Origin of the sequence: Kitasatospora sp. NPDC059146 (assembly GCF_042786665.1) — a bacterium.
Lineage (GTDB): Bacteria > Actinomycetota > Actinomycetes > Streptomycetales > Streptomycetaceae > Kitasatospora.
Window position 1 is genome coordinate 48,368 of the sequence record NZ_JBHZCY010000037.1, and the last position, 19,793, is coordinate 68,160.

General features: G+C 74.3%; 17 protein-coding genes and 2 pseudogenes. 7 read left to right on the top strand and 12 right to left on the bottom strand.

Annotated elements, in window-relative coordinates; all coding sequences use genetic code 11:
• Positions 1 to 98: 98 nt before the first annotated feature.
• Genes ACFXPX_RS18265 through ACFXPX_RS18280 form a run of 4 tightly spaced genes read right to left on the bottom strand, consistent with a single transcriptional unit; the run spans position 99 to position 6,115 of the window.
• On the bottom strand, positions 99 to 1,721 hold the full coding sequence (locus tag ACFXPX_RS18265) for an ATP-binding cassette domain-containing protein (RefSeq protein ID WP_380521810.1): 1,623 nt from the start codon (positions 1,719 to 1,721) through the stop codon (positions 99 to 101).
• Positions 1,718 to 3,454: an ABC transporter ATP-binding protein/permease gene (locus ACFXPX_RS18270; protein WP_380642185.1), complete on the bottom strand. Its 1,737-nt coding sequence runs from the start codon at positions 3,452 to 3,454 to the stop codon at positions 1,718 to 1,720. Before ACFXPX_RS18270 ends, ACFXPX_RS18265 begins: the two co-directional genes overlap by 4 nt.
• Positions 3,451 to 4,752 (bottom strand): cytochrome d ubiquinol oxidase subunit II, encoded by a 1,302-nt coding sequence (locus ACFXPX_RS18275; protein WP_380642187.1) that lies wholly within the window; start codon positions 4,750 to 4,752, stop codon positions 3,451 to 3,453. Before ACFXPX_RS18275 ends, ACFXPX_RS18270 begins: the two co-directional genes overlap by 4 nt.
• The gene (locus ACFXPX_RS18280) at positions 4,745 to 6,115 is read right to left on the bottom strand and encodes a cytochrome ubiquinol oxidase subunit I (RefSeq protein WP_380642189.1); all 1,371 of its coding nucleotides are present in this window, start codon (positions 6,113 to 6,115) and stop codon (positions 4,745 to 4,747) included. The genes ACFXPX_RS18275 and ACFXPX_RS18280 overlap by 8 nt, the downstream gene beginning before the upstream one ends.
• Before the next feature lie 361 nt (positions 6,116 to 6,476).
• Between ACFXPX_RS18280 and ACFXPX_RS18285 the strand changes: the two genes are divergently transcribed.
• Positions 6,477 to 7,901, top strand: coding sequence for a dihydrolipoyl dehydrogenase family protein (locus ACFXPX_RS18285; protein ID WP_380642191.1), 1,425 nt, complete (start codon positions 6,477 to 6,479; stop codon positions 7,899 to 7,901).
• A 61-nt stretch (positions 7,902 to 7,962) separates the two neighbouring features.
• On the opposite strand, the gene ACFXPX_RS18290 is transcribed toward ACFXPX_RS18285, so the two are convergent.
• The 7 genes and pseudogenes from ACFXPX_RS18290 to ACFXPX_RS18320 all read right to left on the bottom strand — a co-directional run bounded on the left by ACFXPX_RS18290 (position 7,963) and on the right by ACFXPX_RS18320 (position 15,197).
• Positions 7,963 to 8,517 (bottom strand): Dps family protein, encoded by a 555-nt coding sequence (locus ACFXPX_RS18290; protein ID WP_380521801.1) that lies wholly within the window; start codon positions 8,515 to 8,517, stop codon positions 7,963 to 7,965.
• 14 nt (positions 8,518 to 8,531) lie between these two features.
• Positions 8,532 to 9,256 (bottom strand): annotated as a pseudogene (locus ACFXPX_RS18295) (alpha/beta fold hydrolase).
• 174 nt (positions 9,257 to 9,430) lie between these two features.
• Positions 9,431 to 10,411, bottom strand: a complete 981-nt coding sequence (locus ACFXPX_RS18300; protein ID WP_380521798.1) for a helix-turn-helix domain-containing protein — start codon at positions 10,409 to 10,411, stop codon at positions 9,431 to 9,433.
• 229 nt (positions 10,412 to 10,640) lie between these two features.
• Complete coding sequence (locus tag ACFXPX_RS18305) at positions 10,641 to 11,678, bottom strand: alpha/beta hydrolase (protein WP_380521796.1); 1,038 nt, start codon at positions 11,676 to 11,678, stop codon at positions 10,641 to 10,643.
• A gap of 178 nt (positions 11,679 to 11,856) precedes the next feature.
• On the bottom strand, positions 11,857 to 12,816 hold the full coding sequence (locus ACFXPX_RS18310; RefSeq protein ID WP_380521795.1) for a helix-turn-helix domain-containing protein: 960 nt from the start codon (positions 12,814 to 12,816) through the stop codon (positions 11,857 to 11,859).
• Positions 12,817 to 12,947: 131 nt separating this feature from the next.
• Positions 12,948 to 13,868: an MBL fold metallo-hydrolase gene (locus tag ACFXPX_RS18315; RefSeq protein ID WP_380642193.1), complete on the bottom strand. Its 921-nt coding sequence runs from the start codon at positions 13,866 to 13,868 to the stop codon at positions 12,948 to 12,950.
• A 51-nt stretch (positions 13,869 to 13,919) separates the two neighbouring features.
• Positions 13,920 to 15,197, bottom strand: a complete 1,278-nt coding sequence (locus ACFXPX_RS18320) for an MFS transporter (RefSeq protein WP_380642195.1) — start codon at positions 15,195 to 15,197, stop codon at positions 13,920 to 13,922.
• A 138-nt stretch (positions 15,198 to 15,335) separates the two neighbouring features.
• Here ACFXPX_RS18320 and ACFXPX_RS18325 point away from each other — a divergent pair, with 138 nt between their 5' ends.
• The 6 genes from ACFXPX_RS18325 to ACFXPX_RS18350 all read left to right on the top strand — a co-directional run bounded on the left by ACFXPX_RS18325 (position 15,336) and on the right by ACFXPX_RS18350 (position 19,402).
• The gene (locus tag ACFXPX_RS18325) at positions 15,336 to 15,602 is read left to right on the top strand and encodes a hypothetical protein (protein WP_380521790.1); all 267 of its coding nucleotides are present in this window, start codon (positions 15,336 to 15,338) and stop codon (positions 15,600 to 15,602) included.
• Entirely contained in the window at positions 15,589 to 17,043 is a 1,455-nt protein-coding gene (locus tag ACFXPX_RS18330) for an amidase (RefSeq protein WP_380642197.1), read from the top strand. Before ACFXPX_RS18325 ends, ACFXPX_RS18330 begins: the two co-directional genes overlap by 14 nt.
• Before the next feature lie 179 nt (positions 17,044 to 17,222).
• Complete coding sequence (locus ACFXPX_RS18335) at positions 17,223 to 17,462, top strand: hypothetical protein (RefSeq protein ID WP_380642199.1); 240 nt, start codon at positions 17,223 to 17,225, stop codon at positions 17,460 to 17,462.
• Positions 17,435 to 17,698 (top strand): hypothetical protein, encoded by a 264-nt coding sequence (locus ACFXPX_RS18340; RefSeq protein ID WP_380642201.1) that lies wholly within the window; start codon positions 17,435 to 17,437, stop codon positions 17,696 to 17,698. The genes ACFXPX_RS18335 and ACFXPX_RS18340 overlap by 28 nt, the downstream gene beginning before the upstream one ends.
• 789 nt (positions 17,699 to 18,487) lie before the next feature.
• Positions 18,488 to 18,862 carry a transposase gene (locus ACFXPX_RS18345; RefSeq protein ID WP_380642203.1) on the top strand — a complete coding sequence of 125 codons (375 nt, stop codon included), beginning with the start codon at positions 18,488 to 18,490 and terminating at the stop codon, positions 18,860 to 18,862.
• 258 nt (positions 18,863 to 19,120) lie between these two features.
• Positions 19,121 to 19,402, top strand: coding sequence for a hypothetical protein (locus ACFXPX_RS18350; protein ID WP_375884166.1), 282 nt, complete (start codon positions 19,121 to 19,123; stop codon positions 19,400 to 19,402).
• A 133-nt stretch (positions 19,403 to 19,535) separates the two neighbouring features.
• Here the strand turns inward: ACFXPX_RS18350 and ACFXPX_RS18355 are convergent.
• A pseudogene (locus tag ACFXPX_RS18355) lies at positions 19,536 to 19,650 on the bottom strand (IS5/IS1182 family transposase); the annotation flags it as partial.
• Positions 19,651 to 19,793 lie beyond the last annotated feature (143 nt).

Here is a 19,793-nt window from a genome sequence, read left to right on the forward strand (position 1 = left end):
GCCCAGCTCACCCTGCACGTCGACTGAGAACCCGGCCGACCTGTTCCCCCGTCCCGATCCGGAACGCCCCCGGGTCCGCGCGGGATTCCGTCGGTTCCTCAGGCCGGCTGAGGAGCCCTCGCACCGGTCAGCGGGACGGTGGTGTCCGGTCGCCACGGGAGCAGGGCGAGGTCCTGGTCCTGCACGGCGAGGACCAGGGCCGAGTCGGGCAGCGCGCGGCGCAGCTCGCGCAGCAGGGCCCGGGCGGTCGGGCGATCGAGTCCGGCGGTGGGTTCGTCGAGCAGCAGGATGCGCGGACGCCGCAGGATCGCGCGGGCGACGGTGAGGCGGCGCCGCTGTCCTTGGGACAGGGCGCGGCCGCCGGGGCCGACCGGGGTGTCCAGGCGCAGGCCGTCGAGGCCGACCGCTGCCAGGGCGGCGCGCAGTTGCCCTCGGTCGGCGTGGGGCGCGGCCAGGCACAGGTTGGCCGAGACGGTCGTGTCGGCGAGCCAGTCGTCGGCCTCGACCAGGGTGAGCACATCGGCGACGGCCTCGGCAGGCAGGTCCGCGACGGGGGCGCCGCCCAGCCGCACCCGGCCGGAGGCGGTCGGCAGCCGTCCGGCCAACTGCCCGAGGAGGGTGGACTTCCCGCTGCCGTTGGGACCGGTGACGACGACCAGGCGGGGGGCTTCGACGGCGAACGAGAGCGGCCGTCCGCCGTCGGCAGTGGGGAGGCCTGCCACGGTGAGCACCGGAGCGCCCCCCGTGGGCGTGGGCTGTCGCCGGTCGGCGGGGGTCGCGGCGAGCGGGCCGAGGCGCGCGGCCGCGTCCTGGGCGGCGGCCAGGTCCTGGAGCAGCTGCGGAAAGCGGTCCAGCAGGTCCCACACCGCCGTGAGCAGCAGCACCTCGCCGACGACGTCGGCCACCGGCTGCGACCAGCCGCCCGCCCGCAGTGCGAGCAGCAGGGCGAGGCCCTGGCCGAGGGCGGCCAGCAGCCGCAGGCCCAGCCGGCCCGTCCGCTGCTCGGCCGCCGCGGCGGCGGTGGCCGCCTCCTCGCGCTCCAGCGCCGTCGCGACGACGCCTCGGGTCTGCGGCACCGCGTCCAGGCAGCGCAGTTCGTTGAAGGCGGCCCTGGCGGCGATCAGGTCCGTCCGGGCGCCGGTGCGGGCGTCGGCGGCGCTCGCGAGGTGGCGTCGGGCCCGGCGGCCGGTGCGGACCGCCCACCAGGTGCCGCCCGCGAACACCGCGAGCTCGGCCGCGCCGAGCAGCGGGCTCGCCCCCAGCAGCAGCGCCTCCACCAGTACCGCGGTGACGGCGCAGCCGGCGAGTGGCGCGACGACCTGGGCGGGCAGCCCGGCCACCGTCTCCGCATCGGTGGTCAGGCGGGCCAGCAGTGCCCCGTCGCGTCGGGCCCGGAGTTCGCGCGCGCTCAGGTCGCCCGCGCCCCGGACCAGGCGGCCGCGCAGCGTCACGGTCGTGGCGAGGACGACCCGGTGGCTGACCAGCCGTTCCAGGTAGCGCAGCGAGGTGCGCAGCAGGGCCAGGGCACGGACACCTCCCGACGGGTACATCCACGACCAGGTGGTGTCGGCCAGCAGCGTCACCAGCGCACAGGTCGTCAGGAACCAGCCGGACAGGCCCAGCAGCGCCGCCGCGCTCACCTCGGCCGCCGCGGCCAGCGCGATGCCGACGGCCAGGTCGCGGCGGGGAACCGCACGGCGCAGCAGGGTCCAGGCGTTCATCGGGCCCTCCCCCGGTCGAGGCGGATCGTGCGGTCCGCGAGGGGGAGCAGCGCGGGGCTGTGGGTGGCGAGCAGTACGGTCCGGCCGCGGGTCAGCGTGCGCAGGGCCGTCAGCACGCGGGCCTCCGCCACCGGGTCGAGGTGGGCGGTGGGCTCGTCGAGGCAGAGCAGCGGGGCGTCCCGGAGCAGGGCCCGTACCAGCGAGAGCTGCTGGGACTGGCCGGAGGAGAGCCCGCTGCCGCGCTCGCCGAGCGGAGTGTCGAGTCCGCCCGGCAGGTCGTCGAGCACGTCGCCGAAGCCGAGCGCGCGGAAGGCGTCGGCGAGTTCCGCGTCGGTGACCCCGGGGCGGGCGAGCAGCAGGTTGTCCCGGACGGTGCCGGGCAGCAGGTGCGCGGGCTGGCCGACCCAGGCGACGGACGCGGGTGAGGGCGGGTGGAGCGTGCCCTCCCACGCGTGGGCGACGGTTCCGGCGGTGGGCTCGGCCAGGCCTGCGGCGACGGCGAGCAGGGTCGACTTGCCCGCGCCGCTGGGGCCGGTGACGGCGAGGAGGGTGCCGGGGGCGAGGTGGAGGGTCACGTCGTCCAGTGCCGGGTCTTCACGGTCGGGGTGACGGACCGTCGCACGGTCCAGCCGTACGCCGATGGCGCCGCCGGTGCGGCGGGCCGGCACGGGCGGGTCCGGATCCGCAGCGCCGCCGGCGAGGACCCCGTCGATCAGCTCGGCTGCGGCCCGGGCCTCGGCGCGGGCGTGGTAGCCGTACGCCAGGGCGCGCGCGGGGGCGAAGTAGGCGGGGGTGAGGACCAGCACGAAGAGCGCGGTGTCCAGGTCCATCCTGCTTGGTACCAGAGGCAGTTGGAGGTAGTCGAGGAGTGCCAGGCCGCAGTAGGTCGCGACCACGGCGAGGGTGCCGGTGATCAGCAGTTCGATCCAGGCGGTGGAGAGGAAGGCGACCCGTAGCACCGCCTGGGTGCGGCGCGCCAGCTCCTCGTCGTCCTCGCGCAGCGTGCTCGCGGCGGTGTCCCGGGCGCCCAGTCCGATCAGGGTGGGCAGGCCGCGCAGCTGGTCGAGCAGGCGTGCGCCGTGGCGGCGCACCGCCGTGAGCTGCGCGTGCACGGCGACCTGCGTGCCCAGGCCGATGACCTTCAGGTTGGCGGGCAGCAACGGGGTGGCGGCGACCAGGATCAGGGCCACGAACCAGCTGCGGACCGCGATGGCGGCGAGGGTCAGGCCGCTGCCCAGGAGCATCGTGGTCCGGGCCGGGACGTATTCGGTGAGCCACTCGGTGAGCCGGGCGACCTCGCCGGTCAGGGACTCGGCGAGGGCGGCGTCGTCGACACCGGCGCGGGCGGGCCCGTGCGCGGGCAGGGCCGCGGCGAGCAGCCGCTCGCGCAGGGCCGTACGCACCCGGCGGGCGCCGCGGGCGGCGGCCGCGTCGGCGGCGGACAGCAGCACGGACCGGAGCGCGAGGCCGGCCGGCACCAGCCCGGCACCGACCAGGACCTCCGCCATGACGCCCCCGCCGGGCCGGCCGGTGAGCCCGCGCTGGGCGGCCCAGGCCAGGCCCGCCGCCCAGAGCACGGTGCCCAGCGGGGCCAGCCCGCGCAGCAGTCCGGCCCGGCGCAACTCCCCGCGTCCGGGCCCGGACCAGGCGTGCAGGCGGGCCGACACCTCGTCGTCCCGGCTCCCCGCGCGCTCGTCACCGAGCCCGGCCAGCAGGGCGGCCGAGGCGCTCATGCGCCGGCCCGGGTCGCGTCCGGGTCACCCGGACCGGCCGGAGCCGCCGGGTCGACGGGGTCGAGGTCGAAGACCCCGTCCCGCTGGTCCCGCCGGTCGCCCCACAGCCAGGCGACCAGGGCCGCCGTCGAGAGCAGGGCGATGCCGACGGGGTCGATCCAGTCGGCGACCCCGCCGAAGACGTCCTGGGACACGGCCGCCAGCCCGACGCCCAGCACGGTGAGCAGTACGCGCCGGAGGACGACCACGAAGCCGCCCGGCTCGGGCCGGACCGGGCGGCCCCCTCCCGTCCGCGCCCGCAGCGGGGCGAGGGGCTCCTCCGGGGTCTGCGTGAACTTGCCGCGGAAGGCCCACCAGGCGTACGCGTTGTACGCGAGCACCACCGGCATGCAGAGCCCCACGCCGACCACCAGGAAGGCCTGCGAGTCGGCCGGGCTGGACGCCTGGTGGAGCGTCAGTCCGGGCGGGACGACCACCGGGGCGGTCGCGGCCGCCAGCGCGAGCAGGCCGCAGGCCTGGGCCGTGACCACACCCGCGAAGGGCCGCCAGTCCGGCCGCCGTCCGAAGCCGTGCCAGGCCACCGCGCCCGCGGCCGCCGCCCCGGCGACGGCGGTCCAGAACAGCGCCGCGCGCAGCGGCTCGTCGAACCGGAACTCCTGCGGATCGGCGGCCTCCAGGCCGAACCCGAGGACCAGCGCGGCCACGGCGGTGGCCGCCAGCAGCGGGCGCCCGGCCCGCCCCGCCTGCTCGCGGGCGGCGCCCTCGGTCTTGTCCTGCAGCCAGGCGGCGCCGGCCACCAGGTAGAGCGCCACCAGGCCGAGTGCGCACAGCACGCCGTAGGAGGTCAGCCAGTCGAAGGCGCCGCCGCTGAACGACCCGTCCCGTTGCTCCAGTCCGGTCAGCACACCACCGAGCACCAGGCCCTGGCAGAGGGTCGCGGCGAGGGAGGAGGCGCCGAAGAGGAGGGCCCAGCCGCGCCGGTAGCCGGCGGCGGCGCTCTGGAACTCCAGGCCCATGCCGCGCAGGATGATCGCCAGGAGCATGCCGATCAGCGGCAGGTAGACCCCGGGCAGCACGGTCGCGTACACCCCGGGCAGCCCGGCCCACAGGGCGACGCCGGCCAGCACGAGCCAGCTCTCGTTGGCGTCCCAGGCGGTGGCGATCAGCTCGCCGTACTCGCGCCGGTCCTTCCCCTTGGCGAACAGGCTGAGCATGCCGACGCCCAGGTCGTAGCCGCCCAGGACGACGTACATGCCGAGCGAGAGCAGGACGAGCGCGTAGGTGGCGTACTCAAGCAACGGGGGTCTCCGTTCCGGGGGCGGTCACCGCGGCGGAGTCCGCGGGCAGGTCCGGGCCGGCCTTGACCGTGCGGACGATGTAGCGGATCCAGACGGCCAGCAGGGCCGCGTAGAGGAGCACGAAGGCGGCCAGGGTGGTGGCGGCCTGCGCGGTGGTCAGGTGCGACAGCGCGTCGGCCGTGCGCAGCTTGCCGTAGACCACCCAGGGCTGCCGCCCGGTCTCGGCGGTGATCCACCCGCCGGTGATGGCGATGACGCCGGCCGGTGTCATCCAGACCATCCAGCGCAGGAAGCGGCGGGAGTCGAACAGCCGCCTGCGCAGGCGCAGCACCAGTCCCGCGAGGGCGGTGGCGAACATGGCCAGGGCGGTGAAGTACATGGCGCGGAAGCCGTAGAAGGCGCTCCACATGTTGGGCCGCTGGTCGGGCGGGGTCTCCAGCAGACCGGGCACCGGGGCCTCCCCGGTGAGGTCGTGGCCGATCACCGCGCCCAAGTGGGGGACGGTGACGCGCAGGTCGTTGGTGCCCCGGTCGGTGTCGGGGACGACGACCAGGTTGTACCCGTTGTTGTCGGTGCGCCAGTTCCCCTCGAAAGCCTGGAGTTTCGCGGGCTGGTGCTGCGCCATGAAGATGGCGGTGGCGTCGCCGATGTACAGCTGCACCGGCATCAGGACGGCGAGCACGCCGAGGGCGATGGACAGGCAGCGGCGCGCGAACGGCAGGGCCGCCCGGCGCTGCTTGACCAGGTACCAGGCGGAGATGCCGCCGACGAACCAGCTCGCGCTGATCAGCACGGCCAGCAGCATGTGCGGGAAGCGGTAGGTGAAGGCCGGGTTGAGCAGGATCTCGGTCCAGTCGCTCGGACGGAACTGGCCGGCCGTCTCGGTGTACCCGACCGGATCCTGCATCCAGCTGTTGGCGGACATGATCCAGGTGGTGGACAGCAGGGTGCCGAAGGCCACCATCCAGGAGGCGAAGGCCATCGTCCGGGGGCGGACCCGGCCTTCGCCGTAGAGCATGACGCCGATGAAACCGGCCTCCAGGAAGAAGGCCGTGATGACCTCCATGCCGATGGTGACCCCGATGACCGGTCCGACGGCATGGGCGAAGACGCCCCAGTTGAGGCCGAACTCGAAGGTCATCACGGTGCCCGCGACGACACCGAGGCCGAAGCCGACCGCGAAGATCTTCTTCCAGAAGCGGAAGATCTGCTGGTAGAGCGGGTTGCCGGTGCGCACGTAGGCGGTCTGCACGACGGCGAGCAGCACGGAGAGGCCGACCGTGAGGGCCGGGAAGGACATGTGGAAGATCGCCGTGATGGCGAACTGCCACCTGGACAGGTCTACGGCGGCCGGTGGGGCCATGAGGTCTCCGGAGGGTACGCGGAACGGGCGGGTGCGGGGGAGGCAGGGGCGCGCGGTCATCCGCGGGCGGGTGCGGCTGCCTCCCGGCGAACCTAGGCGGCCCGCGGTGCCCCCGATGCCTTCGCAGCGCATCGTCGGTTGCCTCGCAGCGCACAGCGCGTCCCTCGGACAACTGCGAACCGAGGTGCCGCCGGGCACGACGGAACGCCGAGGACACTCCGTGCCTGCTGGGGACGGTGCCGAGCACGCAGAGAACACGCCGACGCGGTCGGGATGCCTAGCGTCGTCCAGGAGCCGGACCTGCTCACCACAGGGCTTCCGGCGAATGACCATCAGATGGTGTGAGGGAACGGGCGAAGAGATGAGCGGAACCGACGAGTTCGACCTCGTGGTGCTGGGCGCCGGTCCGACCGGGGAGAACCTCGCGGACCGCGCGCGGGCCGGCGGGCTGAGCGTGGCGATCGTCGAACGCGAGCTCGTGGGCGGCGAGTGCTCGTACTGGGCGTGCATGCCGAGCAAGGCGCTGCTCCGGCCGCCGGCCGCGCTGCGGGAGGCGCAGCGGCTGCCCGGTGCGAGGGCCGCCGTCACCGGCGGGCCGGACGCCGACGCGGTACTGCGGCGCCGGGACGACTTCGCCTCGCTGTGGCGGGACGACGGCCAGGTGGCCTGGCTGGACTCCGCCGGGATCACCCTGGTCCGCGGGCACGGCCGGCTGGACGGCGAACGGCGGGTGGTGGTGGACCTCCCCGGCTCCGGCCGCCGCACCCTGACCGCACGTCACGCCGTGGCCGTCTGCACCGGCACCGGTGCCGCCCTGCCCGACCTGCCGGGCATCGAGCACACGGGTGTGTGGACCAGTCGCGAGGGAACCAGCGCGCCCGAGGCCCCCGGCCGGCTGGCCGTCGTCGGCGGCGGCGCGGTCGCCGTGGAACTGGCCACGGCCTGGAGTGCGCTGGGCAGCCGGGTGACCCTGCTGGTCCGGGGCGGGGCCCTCCTCCCCCGACTGGAACCCTTCGCCGGCCGGCTGGTGGCCGAGGCGCTCCGGGAGTCCGGGGTCGAGCTGCGCTTCGGGGTGTCGGTGGCCGGCCTGGCCCGGGACGGCGGGGTCGTCCTGGACCTCGGCGAGCACGGTGAACTGCGGGCCGACGAGGTGCTGTTCGCCACCGGGAGGCGGCCCGCGACCGACGACCTGGGACTGGAGACGGTCGGACTGGAGCCCGGGGACTGGATCGAGGTGGACGACACCGGACTGGCCGTGGGCGTGACCGGCGGCTGGCTCTACGCGGCCGGCGACGTCAACCACCGCGCCCTGCTGACCCATCAGGGCAAGTACCAGGGACGGGTCTTCGGCGCCGTGATCGCCGACCGGGCGTCCGGGCGTGGGCTCGACCTGCTGCCCTGGGGGCGCAGCGTCGCGACCGCCGACCACGCGGCCGTGCCCCACGTGGTCTTCACGGACCCGGAGGTCGCCTCGGTCGGGCCCACCCTCGCCGAAGCAGCCGCGGCCGGCCGGCGCGTGCGGGCCGTCGACTACCGGATCGGCGACGTCGCGGGGGCCGCGCTGTACGCCGACGGGTACCGCGGGCAGGCCAGGGTCGTGGTCGACCTGGACCGCGAGACCGTGGTGGGGGCGACCTTCGTCGGGTCCGGGGTCGCGGAACTGCTCCACTCGGCGACCGTCGCCGTCGCCGGGGAGGTGCCGATAGGTCGGCTCTGGCACGCCGTCCCCGCCTACCCGACCATCAGCGAGGTCTGGCTACGCCTGCTGGAGGCCTACCGCGGCTGAGCGGGGCCGGACGGTCAGGCGTGGGCGGGGCCCGTCCTGGGGAACGGGCCCCGCCCGCTGCTCACGCCGCGGGCCCGGGGGTGACGACGAGGTGCTCGGCGAGGAACCAGACCTGGGCCTCGCCGGTGCGGATGACCTGCGAGACCAGGAGGTCCTGGGTGCCGTCGTCGCCGAGCCGCGCGGTGCGGGTGGCCGCGTCGCGGGCCTCCGCGAGGATGGCCTCGTGGGCGTCGAGGAGCCGCGAGAGCATCGCCGGTGCGTCCTCGACGCCGTCCGGCGGGCGCGGTACGCCGGTGATCTCGGCGGCGTGGCGGGGGTCGCCCACCGCGACGCCGCCCAGGCTCTGCACCCGCTCGGCCAGCTCGTCGACCAGGGCCAGCTGCTCCTGGGCGTGCTTGTCGAGAAGCAGGTGCAGCTGGTAGAAGGTCGGGCCGCGCATGCCCCAGTGGTGCTTCTTGTACAGCGCGTACAGGAACTGGGTGTCGGCGAGGACGCGGTTGAGCCGCTGGCACGAGTAGAGCCGGGCGTCGTGGGAGAGCGCGATCGGCAGCTGGGTGACGGTGCCGAAGGCCTGGATCTCGGGGGTGTGCTGGTGGAGGCGCGGCTGGCTGGTCACGGTGGTTCTCCCGGTCAGTGGGTGACGGTGCGGACGGCGGTGCGGATCAGGTCGGCGACCGGCTCGGGGTGGGCGAGCATGACCAGGTGCGAGGAGCCGACCTCGACGGTGGTCATCCCGGCCCGCCGGTAGCCGAACCGCTCGACCTCGGGGTTGATGGTCCGGTCGGCGGAGGAGACGAGCCCCCAGGACGGCTTGCTCCGCCACGCGGCGACCGGCGCGGCCTCGCCGAAGGCCGCGGCGGCGAGCGGGCGTTGCGAGACCGCGAGGACCCGGGCGAGTGCCGGGTCGACGTCGGCGGCGAAGATCGCCGGGAAGCGGTCGACCTCGACCGAGACGTCGGTGCCCCCGCCGTCCGCACCCTCCAGCGGGAAGGGCGTGTACACCAGCGCCGAGGCGAGCTCGGAGTCGGGGAAACGGCCCTGCAGCTCGCCCAGGCTCTCCCCCTCCTCCAGGGCGTAACCGGCCAGGTACACCAGTGCCTTGACGTTCTCCTCGGCGCCGGCGACGGTGATCACGGCGCCCCGTAGGAGTGTCCGACCAGCACAACGGGGCCGGGGATGCCCCGGACCACCGACGCGATGTAGGCGGCGTCGCCGAGCAGGCTGCGGTTGGGCACGGCCGGTGCCACCACCTCCAGTCCGTCGGCGAGTAGTTCGGGGACGACCCGGGCGAAGCTGGAGGCGTCGGCGAAGGCGCCGTGCACCAGCACGACGGTCGGGGTGTCGTGATTCGTCATTCCTGAGTCCTTGTTCCCGGGCCCCTGTTCCTGGGCCCTCTCGGTTGCGCGCTGCTGGTGGTCATCAGGCTAGGAACACGTAAGCGGGGCGCCTGTCCTGAGCGCGCACGCCCTCCTGCCGGTCCGCGCACCCCTCGCCGCTCCGGGGCCGAGGTCGTGGCCGGTGCCGTCCCCTCAGACGCCCGCGGCGGGGCGCTGGTCGGCCGGCCCGCCGCCGCCGAGCTGCCAGTCGCGGGGCGTCATGCCGTACGCGGCGCGGAAGGCGCGGCTGAAATGGCTGGAGTTGGCGAAGCCCCAGCGCCTCGCGACGCCCGCCACACCCAGCTCCCCGGCCATCGGGCGCAGCAGGTCCCGGCGGCAGCGCTCCAGCCGCTGGGTCCGGATCCACCCGCCGACCGTGACCCCCTCGGGCTGGAACAGTTTGTGGAGGAAGCGGACCGACATGAAGTTCGCCGCCGCGATCCCGGCCGGTGACAGGTCCGGGTCGTAGAGGTTCCGCACGATGTGGGCCTTGACGCGCTCCAATGAGGCCGCGTTGCGCGGAGTCCGCGCCCGGGCGCGTTCGAGCCGCTCGTCGACGAGCTGGGCCACCAGGTCGAGCGCGGTGGCCGCCGCCCGGCGGCCGGCGGCTTCCTCCAACCCGCCTGCCTCGCGAGCCATTTGGGCGAGATAGGTCGCCACCAGCGCGGCGATGCCCTCGCTGCCGGTGAAGGCCGTCGCGGTCAGTGCCCGCAGGTCCCGCTCCGGCACGTCCAGGTCGGCGCGGGGGAACTGGAAGGAGGTGAAGGCGAATCCGCCGTCGAGCTTCTTGCGGAACAGGTGGGACGAATCGGTGAGGGAGAACTCGCCCGGCCTGATCAGCGCCTCCCGGCCGTCCTGCTCCTTGATCGCGCTGCCCCGCTCCTGGAGGCTGACGATGAGGGACCGCCGGTCGTCCTTGGCGATCAGGTGCTTGCCGCGCGACACCACCTGCGGCCCCGCCTGGACGCGGGAGATCCGCACCGGGCCGAGCTGGCGGCTGACGATCGTTCCGGGGGACGGCTCCTCCTCCAGCAGGTTCACCGCCATCGGCACGAAGGCACGGGACACCGCCTCGTGCCAGCACTCCGCGCGGTCGGCGGCGGACAGGGACGTGGTGGAGAGTTCGGTGGGCACGGGGTTCCTCCCGGATCGATCGGCCGTCGGAGCCGACAGTGCGGTCCCCGCCTCGCGGCCGAACTCGCGGCGGGGTTGGTCCGGGCAGCCCGGCGGCGGACGCCGACGTTAGCCGCCGCACCACGGCGTGGTGCGCTCTGCGCGTATCCGCTGTTGACTCTCCGCGCATCACCGCCCCGGCGGTCACCCCGGCCTCACAGGAACACCGGCCACACCAGGAGCACCGGCCTCAGGGACGGCGGTGCAACGCCACGTGCACGGTGTCGACGGCCTGGATCAGCGCGGCCCTGGCGGTGCCGGTGGGATGGCGCCCGTCGAGGAGGAGGAAGCCGTGCACGGCCCCCTGGTAGCGCGTCGCCACCACCGGAACGCCCGCCGAACGGAGCCTGGCCGCGTAGGCCTCGCCCTCGTCCCGCAGCACGTCGGCCTCGGCGGTGACCACGAGCGCCGGGGGGAGCCCGGCGAGCTGCTCCGGGGTGGCCCGCAGCGGCGCGGCCGTGACCTCCCGCCGTCGGTCCACCTCGGGCAGGTAGTCGTCCCAGAACCGGCGCATGTGGTCGCGGTGCAGGAAGTACCCCGTCGCGAACCGGCGGTAGGACGGGGTGTCGAAGTCCGCGGCGGTCACCGGGCACAGCAGTACCTGGTGCACCAGCCGGACGTCCCCGCGCTGCCGGGCGAGCAGCGTCAGCGCCGCCACCAGGTTGCCCCCCGCGGAGTCGCCGACGGCGGCGATCCGGTCTTCCGACAGGCCGACCTCACGGCCGTGCGCGTGGATCCAGCGGGCGACGGCGTAGCACTGCTCGACGGCCACCGGGTAGCGGGCCCCGGGGGCCCGGGCGTAGTCCACGTACACCACGGCGGCGTCAGTCCCCAGCGCGAACTCCCGGACCAGCCGGGCGTAGGCGGCGGCGTCGCCGAGCGACCAGCCGAGGCCGGGCAGGAACAGCACGACGGGGCTCGGCTCGGGGGCACCGACGGGTCTGGTCACCTGGACGTGCACCCGCCCGGTGGGTCCGCAGGGCAGGGCGAGCCGTTCCGTGGTGGTGCCGTACGGATCGTCCGGATCCCCGCCCGTCGCCTCCCCGCCGGCTGCCTTCCCGCCGGGCGGCGCGCCGACGTCCCGCGCCTCGTCCGGGGCCTCGCCCGGGGCCAGGCGGGAGAGGTCCGGGAGCTCCGTCGCCGCCTGTCCGGCGGAGGTGTCCAGGAACTCCTGGAGCGCCCGGTCGAGCACCGGTCGTCGGAGGTGCGCGGGGGTGGTGTCGGACAACTCGTCGCTCCTGGCGTGATCGGACGGGCACGGGGTCGCGTGCCGGGCACCTGGTGGCCGCCGGGCGAGGTGCCGGCCGCGCCTCCCCGCGCCACGCGCACGCCGCCCGACCGTACGACCGCAGCGGCGGCCGTAGTGGCCTGTCCGTGCACGGATCCCGGCCGCACCGGGCAGGTCGTCAGCCGGTGTCGGCGGTCCGGAGCGCGCGCCACTCGCGCGGTGAGACGCCGTAGGCGGCCCGGAAGGCCCGGCTGAAATGCGCCGGGTTGACGAAGCCCCACCGTTGGGCGACCGCCGACACCGTCGGCGCGGTGCGACCCCGGCGGCCGAGCTCCCGGGCGCACGCGTCCAGCCGGCGCCGTTGGATGAGCCGGCTCACCGTCACGCCCTCGCCCTCGAACAGCCGGTGCAGGTACCGCACGGAGATGTGGTGGGCCCGTGCGATCGTCTCGGGCGACAGTTCCGTGTCGGCCAGGTTCCGGTCGATGTGCTCCCGCACCCGGCGCACCAGGTGCTCGTTCGGAGCGCCGGGCACCTCGGCCGTGTGCACGGCGGCCAGCTGGGCGACGAGCGTGCTCAGCATGTCGGCGACACTGCCGGGCAGCCGGTCACCGACCGGGGCCGGATAGGAGTGCGCGAACGCGGCAAGGGCGTTGAGGAAGGGCACCAGCACGGAACCGTACCCCTCGGCCGGAGTGACGGCCGTACCCGCCACCTGCCGCAGCTCGTGCTCCGGCACGCCCAGCAACCGGCGCGGCAGGTGGAAGAGGTGGGTGCGGAAACCCTCCGGGTAGTCGACCGAGTACGGCCGCGCCGTGTCGTACAGCACGAACCCGCCCGCCGACACCGCCGCCCGCCGCCCGTCCTGCTCCAGCACGGCCCGACCCGACACCTGCACCCCGACCCCCACCTGCGGCTCCGTCAGCGGGGCCCGTGCGATCAGCGCCGCCGTCCGGGAGACCCGCGCCGCGTCGGCCTCCAGCGTCGAGATCCGGACGTATCCGAGCCGGTGCGACGCGAGCCGGCCCGCGAGCGGCCGCCCGGCGAGCGGGACCACCTCGACCGGCACCAGTGTCCGTGACAGCTCCGCACTCCAGAGCGTCGCCGTCGCGTCCTCCGGAACCGACGCGGTCGTCACCTGCGAACCCACCTGACCGCCCTTTCGCCGAAACCCTGCCGATTCAGCCTGACCTCCGGGCCCGGGGGCCTGTTAAGTCATCTGACTGCCGAGCGGGTGCGGCACGGCGCGGGAGCCGAGCGGGCCGCCGGTCAGGCCGCCGGGACGGGCTGCAGCCGGTAGGCGTCGCCGTGGGCGACGACCCGGCCGGCGGTGGGCGGGGCGAAGTGGGTGCCCAGCAGCAGGGCGTCGGTGCCGGCCAAGGAGGCGAGCAGGGCGCGGCGGGTGGCCTCGGAGCGCTCGGGCTCGATGTCGACGCAGGCGCCGATCGCGGGGTGGGCGAGCTGCACCGGGTGGTGCACGCAGTCGCCGGTGATCAGCGCGGTCTCGCCGCGGTCGGCCAGTTCGACGGCGATGTGCCCGGGGGTGTGGCCGGGGGTGGGGATCAGCCGCAGGCCCGGGACGATCTGCACGCCCTCGGCCGGGACGTCGACCAGGTCGAGCTGTCCGGCCCGCTCGACCGGGAGGACCGAGTCGCGGAACATCTGCGCACGGGCCTCGTCCATGTCGTACCCGGCCCAGAACTCCCGTTCGGCACGGGCGGTGAGGTAGCGGGCGGCGGGGAAGGTCGGCACCCACGCGCCGTCCTCCCACCGGGTGTTCCAGCCGACGTGGTCGGCGTGCAGGTGGGTGAGGACCACCAGGTCGACGGTCTCCGGCGCGAACCCGGCCGCGGTGAGGCGCTCCAGGTAGTCGGTGCGCAGGTCGTGCCAGGCCGGGTTGGCGCGCTGCTTGCCGTTGCCGATGCCGGTGTCGACCAGCACCCGCAGCCCGTCCACGACGAACGCGAAGCTGTGGCTGTCGAGGTGGAGGACGCCGTCCTGGCCGGCGAAGTCGGGGCGCAGCCAGTCGTGGCCGGCCACCACCTCGGGGGTGGCGTCGGGCAGCAGCCAAGGCCCGGTCGCCGACGGCAGCGGGACTTCGTCGATGCGGTGGACGGTGAGGTCGCCGACGGTCCAGGAGGGGGCGGTGGCGGGGGTGGCGGTGGCGGGGGTGGCGGAGGGGGTCTGCACGGTCGGTCGTTTCCTTTGCGGTTCGGTGGGCTGTACGTCGGTGGGTGTTCGTCAGCGGTCGGGGTGGGCCGCGGCCGCCCGGCGCCGTGACCCGGCGAGGGCCGCGAGGGCGGCCACGGCGAGCAGGGCGGCGACGGCGGCGTAGGCGTGGGAGGTGGTCCCGAGCCCGTACTGCCGGGTGGCGGCGCCCGCGGCGATGGCGGGCAGGCTCATGGAGAGGTAGCTGAGCACGTAGTACGCGGCGAGGGTCGCGGCGCGGTCCCGTTCGGCGAGCGGGGCGAGGAGCAGGCGCAGGGTCCCCTGGGAGACGGCGCCGAAGGCCGCGCCGGCCAGGGCCGCGCCGCCGTGGACGGCGGGGGCTCCGGCGCCGTGCAGTCCGGCCAGGGCGAGGGGCGCGGCCGGCAGGACGGCGAGGCAGCCGAGGGTGACGGCGGTGCGGGGGTCGGCGCGGCGCAGGGCCCACACGGTGAGGGTCGCGGTGGCGCTGAGGGTGAAGAAGACCATGCCGCGGGCCGCCTGCGGGGCCTCGGGGGCGGCCAGGCGCACCAGGCCCGGACCGAGGGAGGAGTAGAAGCCGCCCAGGGCCCAGACGGCGACGACGGCGGTGCCGGTGGTCAGCAGGGTGCGGCGCGCCGCGGGCGGGAGGGCGAGTCGCGGGCGCAGCGACCGCAGCGCGCCCGGGTGGCGGCGGGCCGTCTCGGCGGTGAAGGCGACGGCGATCGCCTGGGCCGCGAACAGCGCCGCCAGCAGCAGGTAGACGGTGGTGGTGGGGGCCGGGGCGAAGCGGACGAGGAGGGTGGAGCCGAGGACGCCCGCCGCCATGCCGGCGACCGGGGCGATGGTGTTGGTCAGGGCGGAGCGTCCGGGGTGCCGGGGGTCGGCCAGGTCGAGGAGGGCCGCGCCGGCGGCGCTGGTGGCCACGCCGGTCGCCGCTCCTTGCAGGAGGCGGGCCGCGGTCAGGGTGCCGGCGCCGTCCGCCGAGGCCAGGAGCAGCATCGAGGCGGCCTCCGCGAGGAGTGCGCCGGCCAGTACGGGGCGCCGTCCCAGGTGGTCGGAGAGCGCACCGGTGGTGAGCAGGGCCGACAGCAGGGCCAGGGAGTACGCGGCGAACACGACTGTGACGGCGAGCGCGGAGAGGCCCCAGCGGTCCTGGTAGAGGGGGTAGAGCGGGGTCGGGGCGCTGGAGGCGGCCAGCAGGGCCGCCAGGACGGACGCGTCGAGGGCGAAGGTCGCCGCGCGGTTCCTCCGGTGGGCGGAGGCGCGCGCCACCGGGCCGGTCAGACGGCCGGTCGGACGGCCGGTCAGGGGGCCTGACAGAAGGCCGGACATGGGACTCCCTCCCGTAAAAGCAATGTGTTTGCGTTAAGTGACGATAGAACCTACAGTCGCACTAACGCAAGCCGTTAGCTTTTAGCTTCTCGGCGGGGCGCTCCGCCGTTCCCGCCCGACCGGAAGAGGGATCCTCCAATGTCCTCGCCCGCCCTCACCCCGCCCGAGGCCGCCCGCTGGGCCACCCTGGCCGGACTCCCGCTGCCCGACGACCGCCACGCCGAGGTCGCGGCCACCGCCGAGCACATCCGCTCCGTCGTCGCCGTCCTGCGCGAACTGGACTTCGGGGACACCCCGCCCGGCAGCGCCTACCGCGCGACGCAGGAGCACGCGGGCCACCAGGAGCCGGAGCAGGAGCCGGAGCAGGAGAAGAAGGAGAAGGAGAAGAACGATGCAGCCGCATGAGCTGACCCTCGCCGAGGCCGCCGAGCAGATCCGGGAGCGGCGACTGTCCCCCGTCGAACTGGTCGACTCCGTCCTCGACCGCATCGAGCGGGTGGAGCCGCAGGTCGGGGCCTATGTCACGGTCACCGGGGAGCAGGCCCGCGCCGCGGCCCGCGAGGCCGAGCGGGAGATCGCCCGGGGCCGGTACCGGGGGCCGCTGCACGGCGTCCCGGTCGGCCTCAAGGACCTGATCGACGTCGCCGGCCTGCCGACCACGGCCAGCTCCCGGGTCCGGGCCGACCACCGCGCGAGCGCCGACAGTACGGTCACCGCCCGACTGCGGGCCGCCGGCGCCGTCCTGGTCGGCAAGACCCACACCCACGAGTTCGCCTACGGCCTGACCACCCCGCAGACCGGCAACGCCTGGGACGCCTCCCGGGTCGCCGGCGGCTCCAGCGGCGGGTCCGCCGTCGCGGTGGCGGCCGGGGCGGCGACCTTCGCGCTCGGCACCGACACCGGCGGCTCGATCCGGGTGCCCGCCGCGCTCAACGGCGTGGTCGGCCTCAAGCCGACGTACGGCCTGGTGCCCCGGCACGGCGTCACCTCGCTGTCCTGGTCCCTCGACCACGTCGGGCCGATCACCCGCACCGTCGAGGACGCCGCCCTCGTCCTGACCGCCCTCGCCGGGCACGACCCGCGCGACCCCGCCTCGCTGGACACCCCCGCCGTCGACCACCGGCCACAGCGGGACCTCGACCGGGCCGCGGACCTGACGGGCCTGCGCGTCGGCGTGCCGACCAACCACTACTTCGACCACGTCGACCCGGAGGTGGCGGATGCCGTCCACCGGGCCGTCGGCCACCTGGCGGAGCTCGGCGCCCGGCCCGTCGAGGTCGACATCCCGCTGACCCGCTACCTCCAGGCCACCCAGTGGGGCCTGATGGTGCCGGAGGCCACCGCCTACCACGCGCGCACCCTGCGCACCGCCCCCGAGCTGTACGGGGCGGACGTGCGGGTCCTGCTGGAGGCCGGCGAGCTGCTCGGCGCCGGCGACTACCTGCGCGCCCAACGCGCCCGGACCCTGATGCGCGGCGAGTGGGCCCGCGTCCTGGAGGAGGTCGACGTGATCGCCGCCCCGACCGTCCCGATGACCGCGGCCCGGGTCGGCCAGGCCACCGTCACCTGGCCCGACGGCACGATCGAGGGCGTCTCCGACGCCTACGTCCGCCTCTCCGCCCCGGCGAACATCACCGGGGTGCCCGCCCTGTCCGTCCCGGTCGGCCACGACACGGCGGGCCTGCCCATCGGCCTCCAACTGCTCGGACACCCCCTCGACGAGCGGACCCTGCTGCGGGTGGGCCACGCCTACGAGCGGACGCAGCCGGAGCCGACGCAGCCGGAGCGGGCACAGCCCGCCCGGGCACTCGCGAGCCGGGCCGACCTGCCGAGCGAGCCCCGCTGACCGGGCGTTTCGTCCCTGACTTCTGGGTTCTGGCACAGATCTTGGGGAGCGGTCGCGGAACGTCACCTTGGTGTTCGATTGCGAGGGGCTGGGTCGCGTGAGACCGCGTACGCCTGGCTGCCCGGCAGCCGGAAGTGACGCTCCATCACCTCCTTTGTGGTATCTGCCGTGGTCGGCCGGTGGCGGTGATCGTGCTGGTCATGCAGACCACTGCATCGTTCTGGGACTCGCTCGTGTTCGACGGGATCGACGACTTGGACGTCGAGGCGGTGACCGCCTTGTTCGGTACGGTCGAGGTGGTGGCGCGGGGCCGGGGTGCCGGGGTGCCGGGGTGCCGGGGTGCCGGGGTGCCGGGGCGGAGTGTCCGGACTGTGGCCGCTTCTCGGACCCGGTGCACGACCGATATCGCCGCAGATTGAAGGATCTTCCGCTCGCTGAGCAGGGCTTCGTGATCCGGTTGGTGGTCCGGCGTTTCATCTGTGGGGCGGCGGACTGTCCGCGTCGGACGTTTGCTGAGCGGTTCTCGCGGCTGGCTGCCCCGTACGCACGGTTCACCACCCGGCTCAACCATGCCCTGGAGCGCGAGGGCTCGCGCTCGCCGGTCGGGCCGGCGCCCGGCTGGCAGCCCAGCTGGGCTTCGGCGCGGGAAGGATGACCTTGTTGCGCAGGGTCATGGCATTGCCCGATCCCGCGTTCAGCACGCCGCGTGTGGGCGTGGACGATTTCGCGATCCGTCGTGGCCAGACCTACTCCACCGTCTTGACCAGCGTCGAAGACCACCGCGTGGTCGATGTGCTCCCGACACGTGAGGCCGGGCCGCTGGCTGCGTGGCTGGTCCGTCACCCCGGCGTGGAGATCATCTGCCGGACCGGGGGGGCGCCTCCGCCGAAGGCGCACGGCGCGGTACCCCTGACGCTCTGCAGGTCGCTGACCGGTTCCCTCTGTGGCAGGGCCTCGGCCGGGCCGTGGAGACCTGCGTCGCCGCCCACCGCGACTGCCTGCGCAACCCATCGCCCAGCAGCATGCTGCCGGAGGCCACCGGACTTGCTTCCGGTCGACCGCAGGACGACTCGGAGCCCGTCGGCCGACGTGCCGAGAGAAACAAGGCGGCACATGCCCAGGTTCACGAGCTCCTGGCCCAAGGCCACTCACGCCGGGCGATCGCCCGACACTTGGGCTGGGGCCTCAACACCGTCCTCCGGCACGCGAACGCCGCACGCTGGCAGGACACCATCCGCGACACCGCCCCCGGCCCAGCAGACTGGACCCCTACAAGCCCTACCTGGAGCGACGCTTCGCCGCGGGATGCACCAGCGTCACCCACCTCCACAGTGAACTCGTTGCCGACAACGCGCCCGTCACCTACCAGATGGACCGCTCCCGCATCACCACCCTCCGCGGGGCTCCGGCCGGCGCGCCGCCGCGACCGCCGACGGTGCGGCAGGTGACCGGCTGGCTCACCCGACACCCTTCGACCCTGAACGAGGAGGACCGGGCCGGCCTGAAGGAGGTCCTGGCCCGCTACCCCGAACTGGACAAGGCCGCCGGACACGTCCGCGACTTCGGCGAGATCCTCACCGACCGCCTCGGCTCCACACTCCCCACCTGGATCGACGCAGTCGACGCCAGCCAGCTACCGGGCCTCACCGGCTTCGCACTCCACCTGCTCCGAGACCTCGACGCCGTGACAGCAGGGCTCACTCTCGACTGGAGCTCCGGCAGCATCGAGGGCGCCGTCAACCGCATCAAGAAGATCAAGCGGCAGCTCTACGGTCGCGCCGGCTTCGAGCTGCTCCGCAAGATGATCCTTCTCCAGTAACACTTCGCGATGTTCCCCAAGAGCCGCGCGAGAACCGGACAGCAGGAACCCCTGCCGCGGCGGGCATATAGCCAGTGCATGCAGGTACCCAGCCGTGGCAGGATGACCTCATGTTGATCCGAAAGGGCGATGCCGCGTAGGCGTCCCAAGGCCGTCCGTGCAGAGCGGTGGCGGCCACGATGGCAGTATCCGGTCCTGAGGGTCCCTGGTGTCTCCGCGCGGACTCGTGCTGCGATCCGCCGGGTCGAGGACCAGGAGATGTGGCCCAACGCGGTCGCCAAGGCAATCTGGCGTTTCGAGTGGGCGCTTAAGCAGCCCGGACGCTACCTGGACGCCTCCGCGTTTGATTCGCCGGGGGTGGGAGATGCCCGTGATGACCTGGAGTGGGCGATGCTGCACCTGCCGCCCGGAGCCAAACGGGACTTGGGCCGATTGATCGCGCGTATCGATGAGGAATTCGAGCGCCGCACCTTGCCGGAGCCCAACTACAGTGAGTGGGCGATGACGCGCTGGTGGTGGACCAGAATGCGTGAACGCTGACGGTCTCCAGGGTCGTGGCCCTCCCTGCAATCGAACGAACCTGTCACCTTCCGCGGCCGCTCCCCAAGATCTGTGCCAGAACCGAGTTCTGAGGTCAGGTTCCATGCCAGGTGGGGGTGGCTTCGCTGGTGAGTCAGCGGGTCATGAGGTTGATCATCGCCACGTGGACCATGGCTTCGGAACGGGCGGGGGAGGGCTTCGTGGTCTCGGGCCAGGCGGCGGTGGTTCATGAGCCAGCCGAAGGTGCGTTTCTGTGGAATCCACGATGTCACGTGGGCGGTGTGGGTTCTGTCAGTGGGATCGGCTTGGATGAGGCACATGTCTGTCCATGAAGTAACCCGTCAGCTGCCGGAGATCTCTACCGTTCGGGATCGCTCCCGCGCCATGGCCG